Origin of the sequence: Streptomyces tyrfis (genome assembly GCF_037034285.1) — a bacterium.
In the GTDB taxonomy this organism is placed as follows: Bacteria; Actinomycetota; Actinomycetes; order Streptomycetales; family Streptomycetaceae; genus Streptomyces.
On sequence record NZ_JBAGJZ010000066.1, the window covers coordinates 23,201 to 38,502 of the forward strand.

Here is a 15,302-nt window from a genome sequence, read left to right on the forward strand (position 1 = left end):
GCTCATGGGGGCGCTCGCGGCCGGGCTGGCCCTGACGTCGGCGCTCTCCGGGTGCGGGCTGAAGAGCGGTTCGCCGATGGCGGACGACGTGCGGCCGGGCTCGGTCGGCCGCGGCCTGCCGCTCAAGGGCGCCTCGCTGACCGTCACCTCGAAGAACTTCAGCGAGAACATCGTGCTGGGCCAGATGGTCGGCCTGGTGTTCAAGGCCGCGGGCGCGGAGGTGCTCGACCGGACGAACCTGCCCGGCTCGATCAGCGCGCGCGAGGCGATCGTCAAGGGCGACGCGGACGCCATGTACGAGTACACGGGCACCGGCTGGATCACCTACCTCGGCCACGCCAGGCCGATCCCCGATCCCGCGGAGCAGTGGCGGGCGGTCCGCGACCAGGACCGGAGGAACGGGGTGACGTGGCTGCCGCAGTCCACGCTGAACAACACCTACGCGCTCGCCGTCAGCAGGAGGAACAACGCCCGGTACCGCCTGCGGACGCTCTCCGACGTCGCCGCGCTGGCGAAGCGGAACCCGTCGGCGGTGACGCTCTGCGTGGAGAACGAGTTCGCCTCCCGCGACGACGGACTGCCGGGCATGCAGAAGGCGTACGGGATGTCCCTCCCGCCCGGCAACATCAGGAAGATGGACGCCGGGATCATCTACACCCAGGTCTCCGGGTCCCGCTCCTGCCTGCTGGGCGAGGTGTACACCACCGACGGCCGGGTCAGCGCCATGGACCTGGAGGTGCTCGTGGACGACAAGCACTTCTTCCCCAACTACAACGCCGCGCCCGTCGTCCACACCGAGACGTTCCGCAAGCACCCCCGGATCGCGGAACTCCTCGACCCGGTCAGCAGAAGGCTGACCACCCGGGTCGCCCAGGAACTCAACGCCAAGGTGGACGTGGAGGGGCAGGACCCGCACCAGGTGGCGAAGGACTGGCTCATCCGCGAGGGGTTCATCCGGAACGGCTGAGGGCGCCTCCGTTCCTCCCCTGTCCGGCCCTCCCCCGCCCGGCCCGCCACCGGCCGGGGGACACGATGCAAAGAACCCCATGCAAAGAATTCGATGCAAAGAAGTAGTTGCAAAGCTTTCTTTGCAAGCCTACGGTCAAGGCATGCCCACACCAGAGGCCGGCGACGCCCGCCCCGCCGACGAGCAGAACATCCACCTGATCAACGCCCGCACCCTGCGCGGCCTCGCCCACCCCCTGCGCCTCCGACTGCTCGGCGCGCTGCGGGAGTTCGGCCCCGCCACCGCCTCCGGCCTGGCGGACCGGCTCGGCGAGTCGAGCGGCGCCACCAGCTACCACCTGCGGCAGCTGGCCTCGTACGGCTTCGTCGAGGACGCCCCGGAGCGAGGCAAGGGCCGCGAGCGCTGGTGGCGCGCCGTCCACACGGGGACCGCGTTCGACACCGACCGGTTCCTGGACCATCCGGACCCCGAGGTGCGCGGGGCGGTCGGCGTCGTGCTCCACGAGATCGCCGACTCGCACACCCAGGAGCTGAACGCCTGGCTCGGCTCGATGCACGAATGGCCCGAGGAGTGGCGGAAGGGCTGGGACATCAGCGACTTCAAGGTCCGCCTCACCCCCGAGCTGTCCGCGGAACTGATCGAGAAGGTCCACGAGCTGGTCCTGAGCTACCGGGGACGGGTCCCGGAGGACGCGGAGGGGGCCGCCACCGTCCGCTCCCACCTGCACTTCTTCCCGCGTCCCAACGACTGACGCCCGCACCCGCCGGACCGGCTGACACCCGCCCCGCACCGCCGGCGGACGCGCGCACCCGCGCCCGCAGCCGCACCCGCCGCGCCGGGCGGCGCGCACGCCCGCCCACCGACCGACGCCCGCCCTCACGCGGTCTCCCACGAACGGAAGGACATCCGCCATGCAGCCCGACGCCCATCTGCACCTGCACCTGCACCTGCACCACCAGCGCTCCGCCGAACTCCGCGGCCACGCCGAGAAGTTCCGCCTCGCCGCGACCGAACGGCACACCCCCGCGCACATCGGGCCGCGGAGCGGACTGCGCACCCGGCTGGGCTGGTTCCTCGTCGAATCGGGGCTGCGCATCCTGCCCCGCCACCCCGGACTCCGGGGTCGCGCCTCCGCCCTGCCCGGCACGGCGTGAACGGCCGGGAGCACCGGAGCCGCGTCCCGCTCGCCGCCGTGCTGGCCGCCAACTCCATATCCACCGCCGGGACTTCGCTCACGGTGATCGCGATTCCCTGGTTCGTGCTGGAGACCACGGGCAGCGCGGCGAGGGCCGGTGTCGTGGCCTTCTGCGCGACCCTGCCGATCGTCGTCTCCGCGCTGATCGGCGGACCCGTCATCGACCGCGTCGGACGCCGCCGGGTCGCCGTCGCCTCCGACGCGGTGTGCGGCGTCGCCGTGGCGGCCGTCCCGCTGCTGCACCGGACCGGCGCGCTCACCTTCTGGACGCTGTGCGCGCTGATGGCCCTCAACGGGCTCGCGCACACCCCGGGGAACACGGCCCGCTACATCCTCGTGCCGGATCTGGCCGAGCACGCGGGCACCACCCTCGCCCGCGCCGCCAGCCTCTTCGACGCCGTCTCGCGCGGGGCCCGGATGGTCGGCGCGGCGCTGGCCGGCGTACTGATCGCGCTGACCGGCGCGGAGAACGTACTGCTGCTGGACTCCGCCACCTTCGGGGCGTCCGCGCTGCTGGTCGCCCTCGGCGTACGGGGGATCCGCGCGGCCGAGCCCCGCCCGGCCGCCGCCCCGGTCTCGCTGCGGACGTACGGCGGCGAACTCCGCGAGGGATACACCTACTTGCGGGGCAATCGCCTGCTGCTCGCGATCGTGCTGACCGTCCTCTTCATGAACGGCGCCGACCAGGGCTGGAACGCCGTCCTGCTGCCGGTGCACGCCTCCACCGAACTGGCCGGCGCCCGGGACATCGGGCTGCTCACCGCGCTCTTCGGCGCGGGCGGGCTGATCGGTGCGCTGCTCTACGGGGCGATCGGGCACCGCTGCTCGCGCTGGGCCGTCTTCGCGGTGTGCGTGATGCTGTCCGGCACTCCCCGGTACGTGGTCGCCGCGCTGACCGGGACGACGGTGCCGCTCGCGGTGACCATGGCGCTGAGCGGCATCGCGGTCGGGGTGCTGAACCCGGTGCTGACGACGGTGATCTACGGAAGCGTGCCGGATGGGCTGCGCAGCCGGGTCTCCGGGGTGCTCACGGCGGGCGGCGAACTGGCCATGCCGGTGGGCGGCCTCGCGGCGGGCCTGCTGGTGGAGGCCGCCGGTGCACGGGGTGCGCTGCTCGTGATGGCCGGGGGATATCTGCTGGTGACGCTGAGCCCGCTGGTCTTTCCGGTGTGGCGCACGATGGATGAGCCGCGGACGCCCGCCGCCCCCGGAACCGGAACCGGCGGAGGCGCCGAGGGGAGTGCCGGCGGAGGCGCCGAGGGGGACGAAGGCCCGGCGGGGGTTCCGGAATCGTCCGTCAGCGGCGATTCGAAGCCTTCCGCCAGCGGCTCGGGACCTTCCGTCAGCAGCTCGGGACCTTCTGCCCCCGCTCCAGCGCCCGGAGCGACGACACCGCGTCCTTCAGCGTCGTGACCGGGATCAGCCGGAGTCCCTTGGGGAGCTCGGTGCCCGCCTCCGTGCACTCGGCCTTCGGCACGAGGAAGACGGTCGCGCCGTCGCGGCGTGCCGCCTGGGTCTTCAGCGACACCCCGCCGACCGCCCCGACCTTGCCGTTCGCCTGAATCGTGCCCGTGCCCGCGATCGTGCGACCGCCGGTGAGGTCGCCGCCGGAGCCGTCGCCGTCGAGCTTGTCGACGACGCCCAGCGCGAAGAAGAGGCCCGCGCTGGGGCCGCCCACGTCGGCGAGGTTCAGGGTGACGTCGACCGAGCCCTTGGGCCTGCCGAGGTGGTTCAGGGCCGCGTCGACGGCGTTGTTCTGCGACTTCCTCATGTCGTCGAGGTTGTGCTTCTCGATCTCCTTCTCGGAGCCGCCGGTCGGATAGACCGAGTCATGGGGCATGACCGCGCGGTCCGTCCGGAACCAGCTGTCGACCACGTCCGCGATCCGCACGTCCGCGGAGGGGCCGGTCGCCACGATCGTCGTCATCCGCAGCTCGCCGCTGGTGGTGCGGGTGGGCGTGCCCTTGATGCTGATCACCGGGGTGCCGTGGTCGTCCCCGAGCACGTTCGCGGTCGTGCCGGGCTGCGCCAACGTGAACGGCAGCGGCGCGAACGCGGCCACGCCGAACAGGGCGAGGACGGGCACGGCGCACAGGGCGAGGGTCCGGGAACGCGAGAGACGAGTGTGCACCCGCCCAATCTAACCGCCCGCCCGCGACACGGAGCGGCCGGTGGCGCGGACGGGTGCCCACCGCGGGCCGGCGCCCTGCGCCGCCCACGGCCGGTGCGACACCGGTTCACCGCCCCGCCCGACCCCGGGCATCCGTCCGCCGCTCGCAACCGGCGCCGCCTGGCCCGGGGCCTCGGCTCCGGTGCCGGGCCGGGGCTGGGCTCCCGTCCTCCGGGCCCGGGGCCGGACCCCGGGGCCGAGGTCCTCCCGTTCCTCCGGACCCGCCCCGCGCCGCTCCCGGTCCCGGTCCCGCCGCGTACTACCTCAGCGCCTCCGCCACCTCGCGGGCCGCGTCCACCACCCGGGGGCCCACCCGTTCGGGCACCGAGTCCGAGAGCATCACCACGCCCACGCTTCCCTCGACGCCCGTCACCCCCACCAGCGCCGCGGCGGCGCCGCTCGCCCCCGCCTCCAGCTCGCCATGGGTGAGGGTGAAGGCCGCCCCGCCCGCCGGCTTCTGGCGGGCGGCGAGGATCGCCCGGCCCGCCGCGCCCCGGTCCAGCGGATGCCGGAAGCCGGCCCGGTAGGCCACGTGGTAATCGGTCCAGGTCGGCTCGACGACCGCCACCGCCAGCGCGTCGTTGCCGTCGACGAGCGTGAGGTGGGCGGTGGCCCCGATGTCCTCGGCCAGGGAGCGCAGCGCGGGCAGCGCCGCCTCCCGTACCAGCGGGTGCACCTGACGGCCCAGGCGCAGCACGCCCAGTCCGACCCGGGCCCGGCCGCCCAGGTCGCGGCGGACCAGGGCGTGCTGTTCCAGGGTGGCGAGCAGACGGTAGACCACTGTTCGGTTGACGCCGAGTTTGTTGGACAGCTCGGTGACGGTCAGGCCGTGGTCGGTGTCGGCGAGCAGCTTGAGGACTCTCAGTCCCCGGTCGAGCGTCTGGGAGGTCTCCGCGGTCACGACGCCCTCTCCTCTTGTGGTGAACGGCGGCGGCTGGTTTCCCACGGACCCCGTCGGCCGCCGGTCCCATCGACGGCCGCACGGAGAGGCCGCCTGCCTGGCCAAGACACCGGCTGCGCTCCGCGGCGGTGAAGCCACGATGCGTTCATTTCCGGGGACAGTAGCGAGCCAGTCCGCTCAGCGGAAGACCTCGTCCAGAATCCGGGCGTCCTCCGGAACGGCCCCGGGAGGGAAATCCAGCGGCGGAGCATAAGCGCCGGTCAGCGCGGCGCCGACCGGAATCCGGACGTCTACGCGCGTCCAGGTCGGCCGACGCCGCAACCACCCTCCGTGCCCGCGATGCGAACGTTCGTTAACTCACCGTGAACGACTGTTGCACGATTTTTCCGTTCACCAGAACCTCGCAGACCCTGATCGCCCTGGTCGCCCGATCGCGCACGGTGAAGTTCAAGGCAAAGGTTCCGTCGAGTCCGACGACCCGGGTGACATAGGAGTCGGAGGTCTGCTTCCCGTCGGCGGTCCGCCCGGTCGCGGAGACGGTGGCGACGGGTGCGAAGCCCCGGCCGGTCACCTGGACCACCGTGCCGACGGGCCCCTCGGGCGGGGAGAGCGCGAACGCCGGCCCGGCGGGCACGCTCCCGTCCTGGACGGTGAACGCCGCCGTCTCGGTGCGCGGATTGACGAGGACCTCCCGGACCCGGATCGCCACGGTGTCGGCGGCGTCGACGGTGAAGGTCTGCGAGAACGCCCCGTCCAGCCCGACCACCTTGGTCCGCACCGGATCGGAGGTCTGCGAGCCGTCGGCCCGCAGCCCGACGACGGACACGGTGGCGACGGGCGCGAACCCCTGCCCGAGAACGGTGACGGCGGTCCCCCGCGGCCCGGCGGACGGGGTGAGGACGACGAAGCTCGGGGCCACCGTCAGCGGGGTGACGACCCGCGTCCCGCCCGCGCCGATCTGGAGCGCGTACACCGCGCGCGGCGTGGAACCGGCCACCGTGACCGTGCCGCCGAGCCTTCCGTCGCCGTCGATCCGCAGGGTCGAACCGCTGATCCGGGCGCTGTCGCAGGCGCTGCCGTCGGCGGCGCACAGCGCGGCGGCCGGCGTGGCGCCGGACGGCCAGTCGACGCCGGACACGGCGATCGTGCCGCCCGGCTTGACCTTCGCCGCGCCCGCGAAGAGCGTCGCGGAGGCGTCGGTCACGGTGAACGGCGTGGTCAGCACGGTGTCCGGGTCGTTGCCCTCGTCGACCTGGATCGCGACGATGCCCGGGTCGGAGACGGTGAAGTCGGCCGCGAACGTGCCGTCCGGGGTGCTCTTGGTGTAGACGGCGGTGTCGTCGAGCGTCGCCCCGCTCGCGTCCAGGCCGACGGTGTTGATCCACCGGTCCTGGCGGTATTCGCTGCCGGTGACCCGGATGACGCTGCCGAGCGGCGCGCCGGAACGGGACAGCGCGACGGCCCTCGGCCCGCCGGGCACGTACGCCTTGACGGTGAGGGGCGCGGTCGCCTCCTTCGTGCCGTCGCCGACCTTCACCAGGTACGAGCCGTCGGCCACCGTGCCCGCGTCGGCGAGCACCGCGCTCCCGGTCAGCTCCCCGAGACCGCTGATCCTCAACGTGCTGGAGAGGAACTTGCCGGGATCACAGCCGCCGCCGTCCGCCGCGCACAGCGACGGTACGGGCGTGGCCCCGGCGGTCCAGAGGCTGCCGGAGAGCGTGACCCCGGTGGACGGCCGGACGGCGTCGGCGGGCGCGGTCAGCGTGGCGGGCAGCCCCGCGGTGCCCTCGGCGTCCACGGTGCCGATGGAACCGCCGCCGGCGACGACCGTGCACGGGGTCTCATAGGTGGAGCCGAGCACCTTGGTACGCGTCAGGTTGCGCACCGGGGCGAAGGAGATCGGCCCCTTCGCGTCGGCGGGGATCAGGAAGTCCCCCTCGTACGGCGGTATCTCGATCGGCTTCCCGGACGGGATGTCCAGGTTGATCTGCGGTCCGGTGACGGTGACCGTGCCGGTCGCGCCGCCCGACATGGCGAGGTCGATGCTGGGGGTGGTCGGCACATCGCTCAGGCCGAGGCCGCTGGTGGCGGGCGACGGCCCCAGGACGACCTTCGCGTGCACCCTGCCGCCGGGGTCGACCACGGCCGGCGACAGCTCCACGCTCATCTGCTGCGGCCCGGTCGCCTCGCCCTGTCCGGCGGGCAGGGCGCAGTGGACGGTCGGGGTGACCGTACCGGCGTGCGCCAGGGGGGCGAGCGCGAGGCCCCCGCCGGTCCAGACGAGCGCGGCGCCCGCGGCCAGGGCGACGGCGCGACGCAGGGCGGCAGCCGCCCGGCGCGGGGCGGCGCCCGCCCTTCCGGCTCTCGCGGTTCTTCCGTCCCTTCTCCTCCTGGTACCGGGCCTTCTTCTCGTACTCGGCCGTACGCGCATCCGACTCCTCCACGACGGGGTTCTTCTGACGGAATCCGAAAAGGAAACGGAGACGTCCGCCCGCTCCCTCGCAAGACGGAACGGGCGGACGTCTCCGGCGCTCTCACCCGCGGCGGTGCTTCACCCGCGACGACGTCACAGGAGGGTGAGCGTCAGGGTCGCGCCGTAGTCCCCGGGCCGAGTGGACCCGGGCACCGTCAGCGTGAGCGCGGCGTCGGCGTCGAAGCGCCCGCCGGTGAACGGACGGGACCCGTCCGGGTTCATCCGGCAGAGGCTCGCCGCCTCGCTCCCGAGCGCGGCGGGCGACCCGGCCACCGGCGTCCCCACGCTCCCGTCGCGCGCCGCGCACGTGGGCGTCCACCGGACCGCGCCCGCCGGAATGGTGCCGCCGTCGGCGCTGGTGAAGCCGGTGAGGGTGGCGGTGAGGGACCAGCCGCTGTCGACGCCGCGCGCGTCCTCCACCTCGACCCGGTTGAGCCGGGAGCGCTGCACGCCGCTGCCGGCGCCCAGGACCGTCGTGCCGAAGTCCACGACGTCCCCGTCCTGCGTCATGGACAGGGTTCCGGCCCGGACCGTGGTGCTCAGCCGCTGGTCGGCGCTGCCGCCGCCTCCCCCGCCGCCGGTGGTGACGGTGAACGGGACGGTCCGTACGGTCGCCGGGTCGTTGCCCTCGTCGGCCTGTACGGCGGCGATCGCGTCGGAGACCACGGTGAACTCCACGGCGAAGGTGCCGTCCGGGGCGCTCTTGACGTAGACGGCGCTGTCGTCGATCCCGGTACCCGCCGCGTCGAGACCGATGACGTTGATCCAGCGGTCGGGGTTGTAGTTCCGGCCGCTGACCGTGAGCACCGTGCCGACCGGCCCGCTGCCGCGGGAGAGCGAGATCTCACGGTTGCCGGCCGCGACGGCCTCGACGGTGAGGGGGGCGGTGGCCTCCTTCGTGCCGTCGTTGACCTTCACCTCGTATCCGCCGTCCGGCACCGCCCCGGCGGGGGCGAGGGTGGCCGTGCCGTGCAGCGTTCCCTGGGCGTCGACGGTGAGGTCGTTGCCGCTGAACTTCAGCGGGTCGCAGCCGCCACCGCCCGCCGCGCAGAGCGACGGCACCGGACTGCCGCCCGGGGTCCAGCCCGAACCGCCCAGTGGGACCGCGGTGTTGGGGCGCACGGGAGCGGTGGGGGCGGTCAGCGTCGCGGGCTCGGCGCCGGCGCCCTCCACCGTGACGGCGCCGACCGACCCGCCCCCGCCGACCACGTCGCAGGGCGTCTCGAAGACCGAGCCGAGCACCTTGGTCTGCGTCAGGGTACGGACCGGAGCGAGGGACACCGCGCCCGAGGCGTTCGCCGGCACGAGGAAGTCGCCCTCGTACGGCGGGAGTTCGATGGGCTTCCCGGCCGGCACGTCCATGGTGAACTCGGCGCCCCGCACGGTGACGGTGCCGGTGGCCCCGCCGGACATCGCCAGGTCGAGGCTGGGGATGGTGGGCACGTCCTTCAGCGCCAGCTGGCTGGTCGCGGGCGACGGCCCCAGGGTGACCTTCGCGTGCACCTTGCCGCCGGGCGCGACGACGGCGGGCGACAGCTCGACGGTCATCTCCTGCGGCCCAGTCGCCTCGCCCTGCCCGGCGGGCAGCGTGCAGTGGACGTTCGGCGTGACCGTACCGGCGTCCTGCCGGGCGGCGTCCGGCGCGTTCGCCGAACTGGCCGGCTGGGCGGCCACGGCGGTGGCCCCGGCACAGCTCAGCGACAGCACGAAACAGGCGGCGAGCAGCCCGGCCTTACCGGGTCTTCGACGTCGGATCACCAGACACCCCTCCATGGCCCGTTGATTGCGCACATTGAGGAGGGCACATGCGGAGAAGTCAAGAGAGAAATGAATGATCCTTGGCCGAAATGCCCAAAAGCCATTTCGAGCAAGGATTTTTCACGCTCCGGCCGACATCTCTTGACATCTCTGAAGATCACAGTTTCACTCACCCGACATGCCGGGCCCGGCAGGTCGCTGAACGGCGGATCCAGAGACCGGAGAATCCAGAGACCGGCGAGTCGACGGATCAACGAATCCCTGGATCAATGCATCAAGGATCACCGAACCACGGATCAGCGCACCACGGATCAGCGGGCGCACCGATCGACCGGTCGACGGATCCGCGGAATCAACGGAATCCACGGAACCCAGGGCGGAATCCAGGGAATCCACGGAATCCACGATTCAGCAATTCAACGGCCCACCGGCCCGGCGCTCCAGCGATTCACTGATCCCATCCCCCCAAGATCCATCGCCCCGAGATCCGCCGTCCCAAGATTCCGCCGTCCCGAGATTCCACCGTCCCGAGATCCGCCGTCCCGAGATTCCGCAGCTCCGCCATTCCCGGATCTTCGAAAGCAAACGGAAGGGGTTCACCCCGTCATGCCGATCACTCCCGTACCGTCACCGTCACTGTCGCCGTCGTCACCCCCGTCGGAGGCATCGGCCCGAAGACGCGCCAGCAGCCGCGTCCGCGTCCCGCTGGCGCTGGCCGCGGCCTGTTCCGCCGTCACCGCGCTGGCCCTGGCCCCGACGGCCCAGGCCGTCACCCCGCTCACCGCGACGGCCACGTACGACTGCGGGACCTGGGGCAGCGGCCTCGCCACCCTGACCGCCGCCGACTCGGGCACGTCCAAGACCATCAAGCTCACGTCCACCGCGATCACGATGCCGCCGGGCACCAGCGCCGACCCGAACAGCATCACGACGACGCTCAAGCTGACCAAGACCTCGGGCGGCACGACCAGTCAGGTGCAGTTCTCGGGCAAGGCCAATCCGGGCATGAGCGGCAGCACCCCGATCACGCTGGGCCCGCTGAAGCTCACGTCCGGGACCCTGACGGCCGGCGACCGCACCGATTCCGCGGTGCTGCCCACTCCCCCGGGCGCCACCAACTGGTCCCTCCAGATCGTGGCATCGTCCCCGACCACGGCCACCGTTCCGTGCGTGGCCACCTCGGTCCAGTCCGCGGCGTTCACCTGGTGATCAGCCCACCGAACACGCACCGGCCCGGGGCGAGGACCGCGGTCCCCTCCCCGGGCCGGTGTGCGCCGCCCGGCCCGCGCCAGGCGCGCCCCGCACCAGTCGCGCCCCGCACGGAGCACGAGCGGTCACTTCGCGCGGGGCGGCCCGCTCGGACGTACGGACGTCCGGTGATCACTTCATCCGGGTGGCCCACTCCTGGACCTTCTTGATCCGTTGCTGGATCTGCCCCGCCGTGGCCTCCGCGCTCGGCGGCCCGCCGCACACCCGCCGCAGCTCGGTGTGGATCACCCCGTGCGGCTTGCCGCTCTGGTGCGTGTACGCCGACACCATCGTGTTGAGCTGCTTGCGGAGCCCCAGCAGCTGCTTGTGCGTGACCACCGGCCGCGCCTCGGCCGGCTTCTCCAGCAGATCCGCCTCGTCGGCCGGCTTCTGCCGGCTGTGCGCGATCTGCCGGGACTGCCGCTTCTGGAGCAGCAGCTGCACCTGGTCCGGTTCGAGCAGCCCCGGGATCCCCAGGTAGTCCTGCTCCTCCTCGCTCCCGGGGTGCGCCTGCATGCCGAACTCGGCGCCGTCGTACAGCACCCGGTCGAAGACCGCGTCCGACTCCAGGGCCTCGAACGGCAGCTGGTCCTCGGTCTCCTCGTCCTCCGCCCGCTCCGCGTCGGCGAGGAGCTTGTCCTCCTCGGCGAACGGGTTCTCCTCGTCGCCGCCCTTCTTGGGCTTGTCGAGGACGTGGTCGCGTTCGACCTCCATCTCGTTCGCGAAGTCCAGCAGCATCGGAATCGTCGGCACGAAGACCGAGGCGGTCTCGCCGCGCCTGCGCGAACGCACGAACCGCCCGACGGCCTGCGCGAAGAACAGCGGTGTGGAGATGGTGGTGGCGTACACGCCGACCGCCAGACGCGGCACGTCGACGCCCTCCGACACCATGCGGACCGCGACCATCCACCGCGAGCCGTCCGCGCTGAACTGGTCGATCTTCTTCGACGCCGCCTTCTCGTCGGAGAGGACCACGGTCGGCTTCTCGCCGGTGACCTGCTTCAGGATCTTGGCGTACGCGCGGGCCGACTCCTGGTCGGTGGCGATGACCAGCGCGCCCGCGTCCGGGATGCCCTTGCGCACCTCGGTCAGCCGCTTGTCGGCGGCGGTCAGCACATTGGGGATCCACTCCCCGGTGGGCGACAGGGCGGTCCGCCACGCCTGCCCGATGGCGTCCTTGGTCATCGGCTCGCCCAGCCGGGCGGCGATCTCGTCGCCGGCCTTGGTGCGCCAGCGCATGTTGCCGCTGTAGCTGAGGAAGATCACCGGCCGGACGACGCCGTCGGCGAGCGCGTTGCCGTAGCCGTACGTGTAGTCGGCGGAGGAACGCCGGATGCCGTCGTTGCCCTCCTCGTACTCGACGAACGGGATCGGGTTGGTGTCCGACCGGAACGGCGTGCCGGTGAGCGCCAGCCGCCGGGTCGCCGGCTCGAACGCCTCCAGGCAGGCCTCGCCCCAGGACTTCGAGTCACCGGCGTGGTGGATCTCGTCCAGGATCACGAGGGTCTTGCGCTGCTCGCAGCGGTTGCGGTGCAGCATGGGGCGGACGCCGACGCCCGCGTAGGTGACCGCGACCCCGTCGTACTCCTTGCTCAGCGGGCCCGCGCTGTAGTCGGGGTCGAGCTTGATCCCCACACGGCCCGCCGCCTCGGCCCACTGCTTCTTCAGATGCTCGGTCGGGGCGACGACGGTGACCTGCTGCACGACGTGGTGGTGCAGCAGCCACGAGGCGAGGGTCAGCGCGAAGGTGGTCTTCCCCGCGCCGGGGGTGGCGACCGCGAGAAAATCACGCGGCTGTTCCTGGATGTACTTCTCCATGGCGCCCTGCTGCCAGGCTCGCAGCTTACCGGCCGTGCCCCAGGGGGCGCGGCCGGGGAAGGCGGGTGAGAGGTGGTGGGAGGCGGTAGTAGTCACGGTCTCCGGTTCGGGTCTCTCGGGTACGTGGGTGCTGTCCGTACGGGCCGGGACGGACCCGCAGGCGATACGACAACCGGGCCACCCTACCGGTGAGCCGGGCGGAACCCCGTACGGACGAGCGGGGGTTCGGCCCGGCTGAGACCCTCTTCACAAACATCACAAAACGCCATCACCCACGGCGAACCCGGGAAGACGCCCCGCGGTGCCGGGCATGTCGAGGACGCCCTGGCGTACATCCAGCACGAACGTCTCGGCCTCGTCGACACTGAAGTCCGAGCTCAGCCGGTGCCCGTTGATGTGCAGAAAGACCCAGGTCGCATACCAGGCGATGCGCTTGTTCCCACGACGAGAGTGTGGTTGCGCGCCAACGACTCCATCGGCGCCGCGGCCTTCTGCCAGACATCCGGTAGGCGTCCTGGCCGAACACGCTCGACTGCGGGCGCGCGAGTGCCGAATCGAGCAGCCCCGTAGTCACGCACCTCGGCGACCCCGAGCCGCTCGGCGAGATGAAGCAGTTCGGGAAGCGTCAGGTACTCCATCGGGCGAGCCTCCGGTTGAGCTCCTCACTCACCTTCAGCACGTGGTCCGCCACCTCGTCGAAAAGGCGCGAGTGTTCGTTTATGGCGGTGATCACCGCGTCATGGGCGAACGACTGCATGCTGCGCCCCTCCGCCTCGACGCGCTCGCGCAGTGCGTTCAGCTCTTCCTCGGTGAACCGCAGATTCAGACCGCGCGGTACCGTCCGCACTAAGGGCTGTCCCGTAATCCCTGGCGGGCGTGCGACGACAGCTGCGGCGCCTAGCGGCGTTGTCGGAACGTCCGCATACGTCCAGTATGCGGGCGCCCCTCCGCCTTGCGACGCACCACATCTGACGCCGCACGCTGATCCACCACGGATTACGGGACAGCCCTAAGGCTTCGCCCGCACCCGTGACGCCACCCAGGCCCCCAGCAGCGCCACCCCCGCCATCGGCAGGAAGACCACCGCGAACGCCCCCGGATGCGACCCGGAGGCCCCAGCCTCGCCGACCGCCTCGTGCACGGCCCCCACCGTGCCGCCGCCGAGGGCCGCGAAGGCCGCCCCGCCGGCCGCCAGCAGCAGCACGTTCGAGAGCCCGTCGGAGATCTGCAGGGCCGCCGAGTTCGCCCCCGCCTCCTCCGGCGCGGACAGCTTCAGCAGCAGCACGCTCGTCGACGCGATCACCATGCCCATGCCGAAGCAGCCGAAGGCCCAGGCCACGGCCACCGTCCAGACCGGCACCGCGTCGATCAGCACGGACGGCGCGGCCGCGATCGCGGCGGCGACCAGCACCATGCCGCCCACCATCAGCCGCTCCCGGTACGGCTCCACGCGCGGCCGGGACTGCACGAACGAACCGAGCGCCCAGGTCCCGCCCCCCGCCGCGAGCGAGAGCCCGGCCAGCGTCGGGCTCAGCCCGCGCTCGGTCACCAGCATCAGCGGTACGAAGGACTCGGCGGCGATGAACGAACCGGCCGCCACCCCGCGCAACAGCACCACCGACGGCAGCCCGCGTGCCGCCCGGCCGGTCCCCGGCGGCAGCAGCCCGCGCACGGCGGGCACGAGCAGGGCGAAGCCGGCGGCGGCCGGCAGCAGCGCGAGCCAGTTCCGCTGCTGCCCGGCGTACTGGAGCAGGCCGGCGCCCAGCGAGATGCCGAGCGCGAGCAGGATCCGCCGCCGGTCGTACGGTTCGACGGCCGCCGACGGGTCGGGCGGCCCCGACGCCCGGCGCCGGATCGCGGGCAGCGCGAGCGCCAGCGGGAACACCACCAGCACCGGGATGCCGATGAAGACCCACCGCCACCCCAGGTGCTCGGTCACGGTGCCGGCGGCGAGCGGCCCGACGACGGACGGGATCACCCAGCTCGCCGCGAACGCCGCCATGATCGACGGCCGCAGCCGCTCCGGATAGGCCCGGCTGATCACCACGTACAGCGCCACGATCACCAGCCCGCCGCCGAGCCCCTGGACGGCGCGCCCCGCGACGAACAGCCACATGGTCCCGGCGGTCCCGGAGAGCAGCAGCCCCGCCGCGAACGCGCTGATCCCGGCGGCGAGCGGCCCCAGCGGCCCCCGCCGGTCCGCCCACTGCCCGGACAGCACCATGGCGAACAGGCTGGTCGTGAAGTACGCGGAGAAGGCGAACGCGTACAGCGGGATGCCGTGCAGCTCGCGCGCGGCGACCGGCATCGCCGTTCCCACGGCGGTCGCCTCGAAGGCGATCAGGAACACGACGGAGACGATGCCGACGCTGAGCGCCCGATAGGTCCGCCCGAGCACCCCTCCGACCTCGTCGGTCACGGCGGCCGGCAGGGGCGGTATGGGCGCGCCGTCGGCGGTGCCGGTCTCGGCGTCTCGGGGTTCCAGGGCACTCATGCGCCCAAGAGTAAGGGGCGTTCCTGCTGGTGGGCCCTGTCGGGAGACGGTCTCCCGCTCGGCCGTTGGTCGTAGGACCGGGCGCCCGTTCCATGAACGCCGCGTGGCGGCCGTGTTGCGCCCCATGACGGTCGCATGGCGCCCCGGCCGGCCCCCTTGAGCGGCCCGGCCCGCCGCCTCTACGGTCGAACCACGACGAGGAACACACGGCCGTGTGCCCGAGTGGTTCAGGGGCTCGACTGCAACTCGAGTTACACCGGTTCGAATCCGGTCACGGC

Annotated in this window: 12 protein-coding genes and 1 pseudogene; 5 read left to right on the forward strand and 8 right to left on the reverse strand. The window is 72.5% G+C overall.

The features are described from left to right. Positions 1 to 4: 4 nt before the first annotated feature. The 4 genes from WA762_RS32695 to WA762_RS32710 all read left to right on the forward strand — a co-directional run bounded on the left by WA762_RS32695 (position 5) and on the right by WA762_RS32710 (position 3,575). Positions 5 to 967, forward strand: coding sequence for a glycine betaine ABC transporter substrate-binding protein (locus WA762_RS32695; protein ID WP_335940968.1), 963 nt, complete (start codon positions 5 to 7; stop codon positions 965 to 967). Positions 968 to 1,109: 142 nt separating this feature from the next. Further along, positions 1,110 to 1,718: a winged helix-turn-helix domain-containing protein gene (locus tag WA762_RS32700; protein ID WP_335940947.1), complete on the forward strand. Its 609-nt coding sequence runs from the start codon at positions 1,110 to 1,112 to the stop codon at positions 1,716 to 1,718. Between the two features lie 160 nt (positions 1,719 to 1,878). Continuing rightward, positions 1,879 to 2,121, forward strand: a complete 243-nt coding sequence (locus WA762_RS32705; protein ID WP_335940948.1) for a hypothetical protein — start codon at positions 1,879 to 1,881, stop codon at positions 2,119 to 2,121. After that, positions 2,118 to 3,575 (forward strand): MFS transporter, encoded by a 1,458-nt coding sequence (locus tag WA762_RS32710; RefSeq protein ID WP_335940950.1) that lies wholly within the window; start codon positions 2,118 to 2,120, stop codon positions 3,573 to 3,575. Before WA762_RS32705 ends, WA762_RS32710 begins: the two co-directional genes overlap by 4 nt. Here the strand turns inward: WA762_RS32710 and WA762_RS32715 are convergent. From WA762_RS32715 to WA762_RS32730, 4 genes are all read right to left on the reverse strand, one after another. Further along, positions 3,505 to 4,293: a S16 family serine protease gene (locus WA762_RS32715; protein ID WP_335940952.1), complete on the reverse strand. Its 789-nt coding sequence runs from the start codon at positions 4,291 to 4,293 to the stop codon at positions 3,505 to 3,507. The genes WA762_RS32710 and WA762_RS32715 overlap by 71 nt on opposite strands. Before the next feature lie 298 nt (positions 4,294 to 4,591). Further along, complete coding sequence (locus WA762_RS32720) at positions 4,592 to 5,233, reverse strand: IclR family transcriptional regulator (protein ID WP_335940954.1); 642 nt, start codon at positions 5,231 to 5,233, stop codon at positions 4,592 to 4,594. A 352-nt stretch (positions 5,234 to 5,585) separates the two neighbouring features. Beyond that, positions 5,586 to 7,664 carry a hypothetical protein gene (locus WA762_RS32725; protein ID WP_335940956.1) on the reverse strand — a complete coding sequence of 693 codons (2,079 nt, stop codon included), beginning with the start codon at positions 7,662 to 7,664 and terminating at the stop codon, positions 5,586 to 5,588. Between the two features lie 135 nt (positions 7,665 to 7,799). Continuing rightward, entirely contained in the window at positions 7,800 to 9,464 is a 1,665-nt protein-coding gene (locus WA762_RS32730; RefSeq protein ID WP_335940958.1) for a WxL domain-containing protein, read from the reverse strand. Between the two features lie 606 nt (positions 9,465 to 10,070). On the opposite strand from WA762_RS32730, the gene WA762_RS32735 reads away from it, so the two are divergent. Further along, the gene (locus tag WA762_RS32735; RefSeq protein WP_335940960.1) at positions 10,071 to 10,673 is read left to right on the forward strand and encodes a hypothetical protein; all 603 of its coding nucleotides are present in this window, start codon (positions 10,071 to 10,073) and stop codon (positions 10,671 to 10,673) included. 171 nt (positions 10,674 to 10,844) lie between these two features. Here WA762_RS32735 and WA762_RS32740 read toward each other — a convergent pair whose 3' ends face one another. The 4 genes and pseudogenes from WA762_RS32740 to WA762_RS32755 form a co-directional block, all read right to left on the reverse strand. Then, complete coding sequence (locus WA762_RS32740) at positions 10,845 to 12,626, reverse strand: DEAD/DEAH box helicase (protein ID WP_335940962.1); 1,782 nt, start codon at positions 12,624 to 12,626, stop codon at positions 10,845 to 10,847. Between the two features lie 159 nt (positions 12,627 to 12,785). After that, a pseudogene (locus WA762_RS32745) lies at positions 12,786 to 13,168 on the reverse strand (type II toxin-antitoxin system death-on-curing family toxin). Beyond that, entirely contained in the window at positions 13,156 to 13,377 is a 222-nt protein-coding gene (locus WA762_RS32750) for a hypothetical protein (RefSeq protein ID WP_335940964.1), read from the reverse strand. Before WA762_RS32750 ends, WA762_RS32745 begins: the two are co-directional and overlap by 13 nt. Before the next feature lie 162 nt (positions 13,378 to 13,539). Then, the gene (locus WA762_RS32755; protein ID WP_335940966.1) at positions 13,540 to 15,024 is read right to left on the reverse strand and encodes an MFS transporter; all 1,485 of its coding nucleotides are present in this window, start codon (positions 15,022 to 15,024) and stop codon (positions 13,540 to 13,542) included. Positions 15,025 to 15,302: the final 278 nt, after the last annotated feature.

What these genes read in the sequence shown, in the direction of transcription:
- WA762_RS32700 (WP_335940947.1), top strand. Translation starts at nt 1,110, where the DNA reads ATGCCCACACCAGAGGCCGGCGACGCCCGCCCCGCCGACGAGCAGAAC.
- WA762_RS32705 (WP_335940948.1), top strand. Translation starts at nt 1,879, where the DNA reads ATGCAGCCCGACGCCCATCTGCACCTGCACCTGCACCTGCACCACCAG.
- WA762_RS32725 (WP_335940956.1), bottom strand. Translation starts at nt 7,664, where the DNA reads ATGCGCGTACGGCCGAGTACGAGAAGAAGGCCCGGTACCAGGAGGAGA.
- WA762_RS32755 (WP_335940966.1), bottom strand. Translation starts at nt 15,024, where the DNA reads ATGAGTGCCCTGGAACCCCGAGACGCCGAGACCGGCACCGCCGACGGC.
- WA762_RS32695 (WP_335940968.1), top strand. Translation starts at nt 5, where the DNA reads ATGGGGGCGCTCGCGGCCGGGCTGGCCCTGACGTCGGCGCTCTCCGGG.
- WA762_RS32735 (WP_335940960.1), top strand. Translation starts at nt 10,071, where the DNA reads ATGCCGATCACTCCCGTACCGTCACCGTCACTGTCGCCGTCGTCACCC.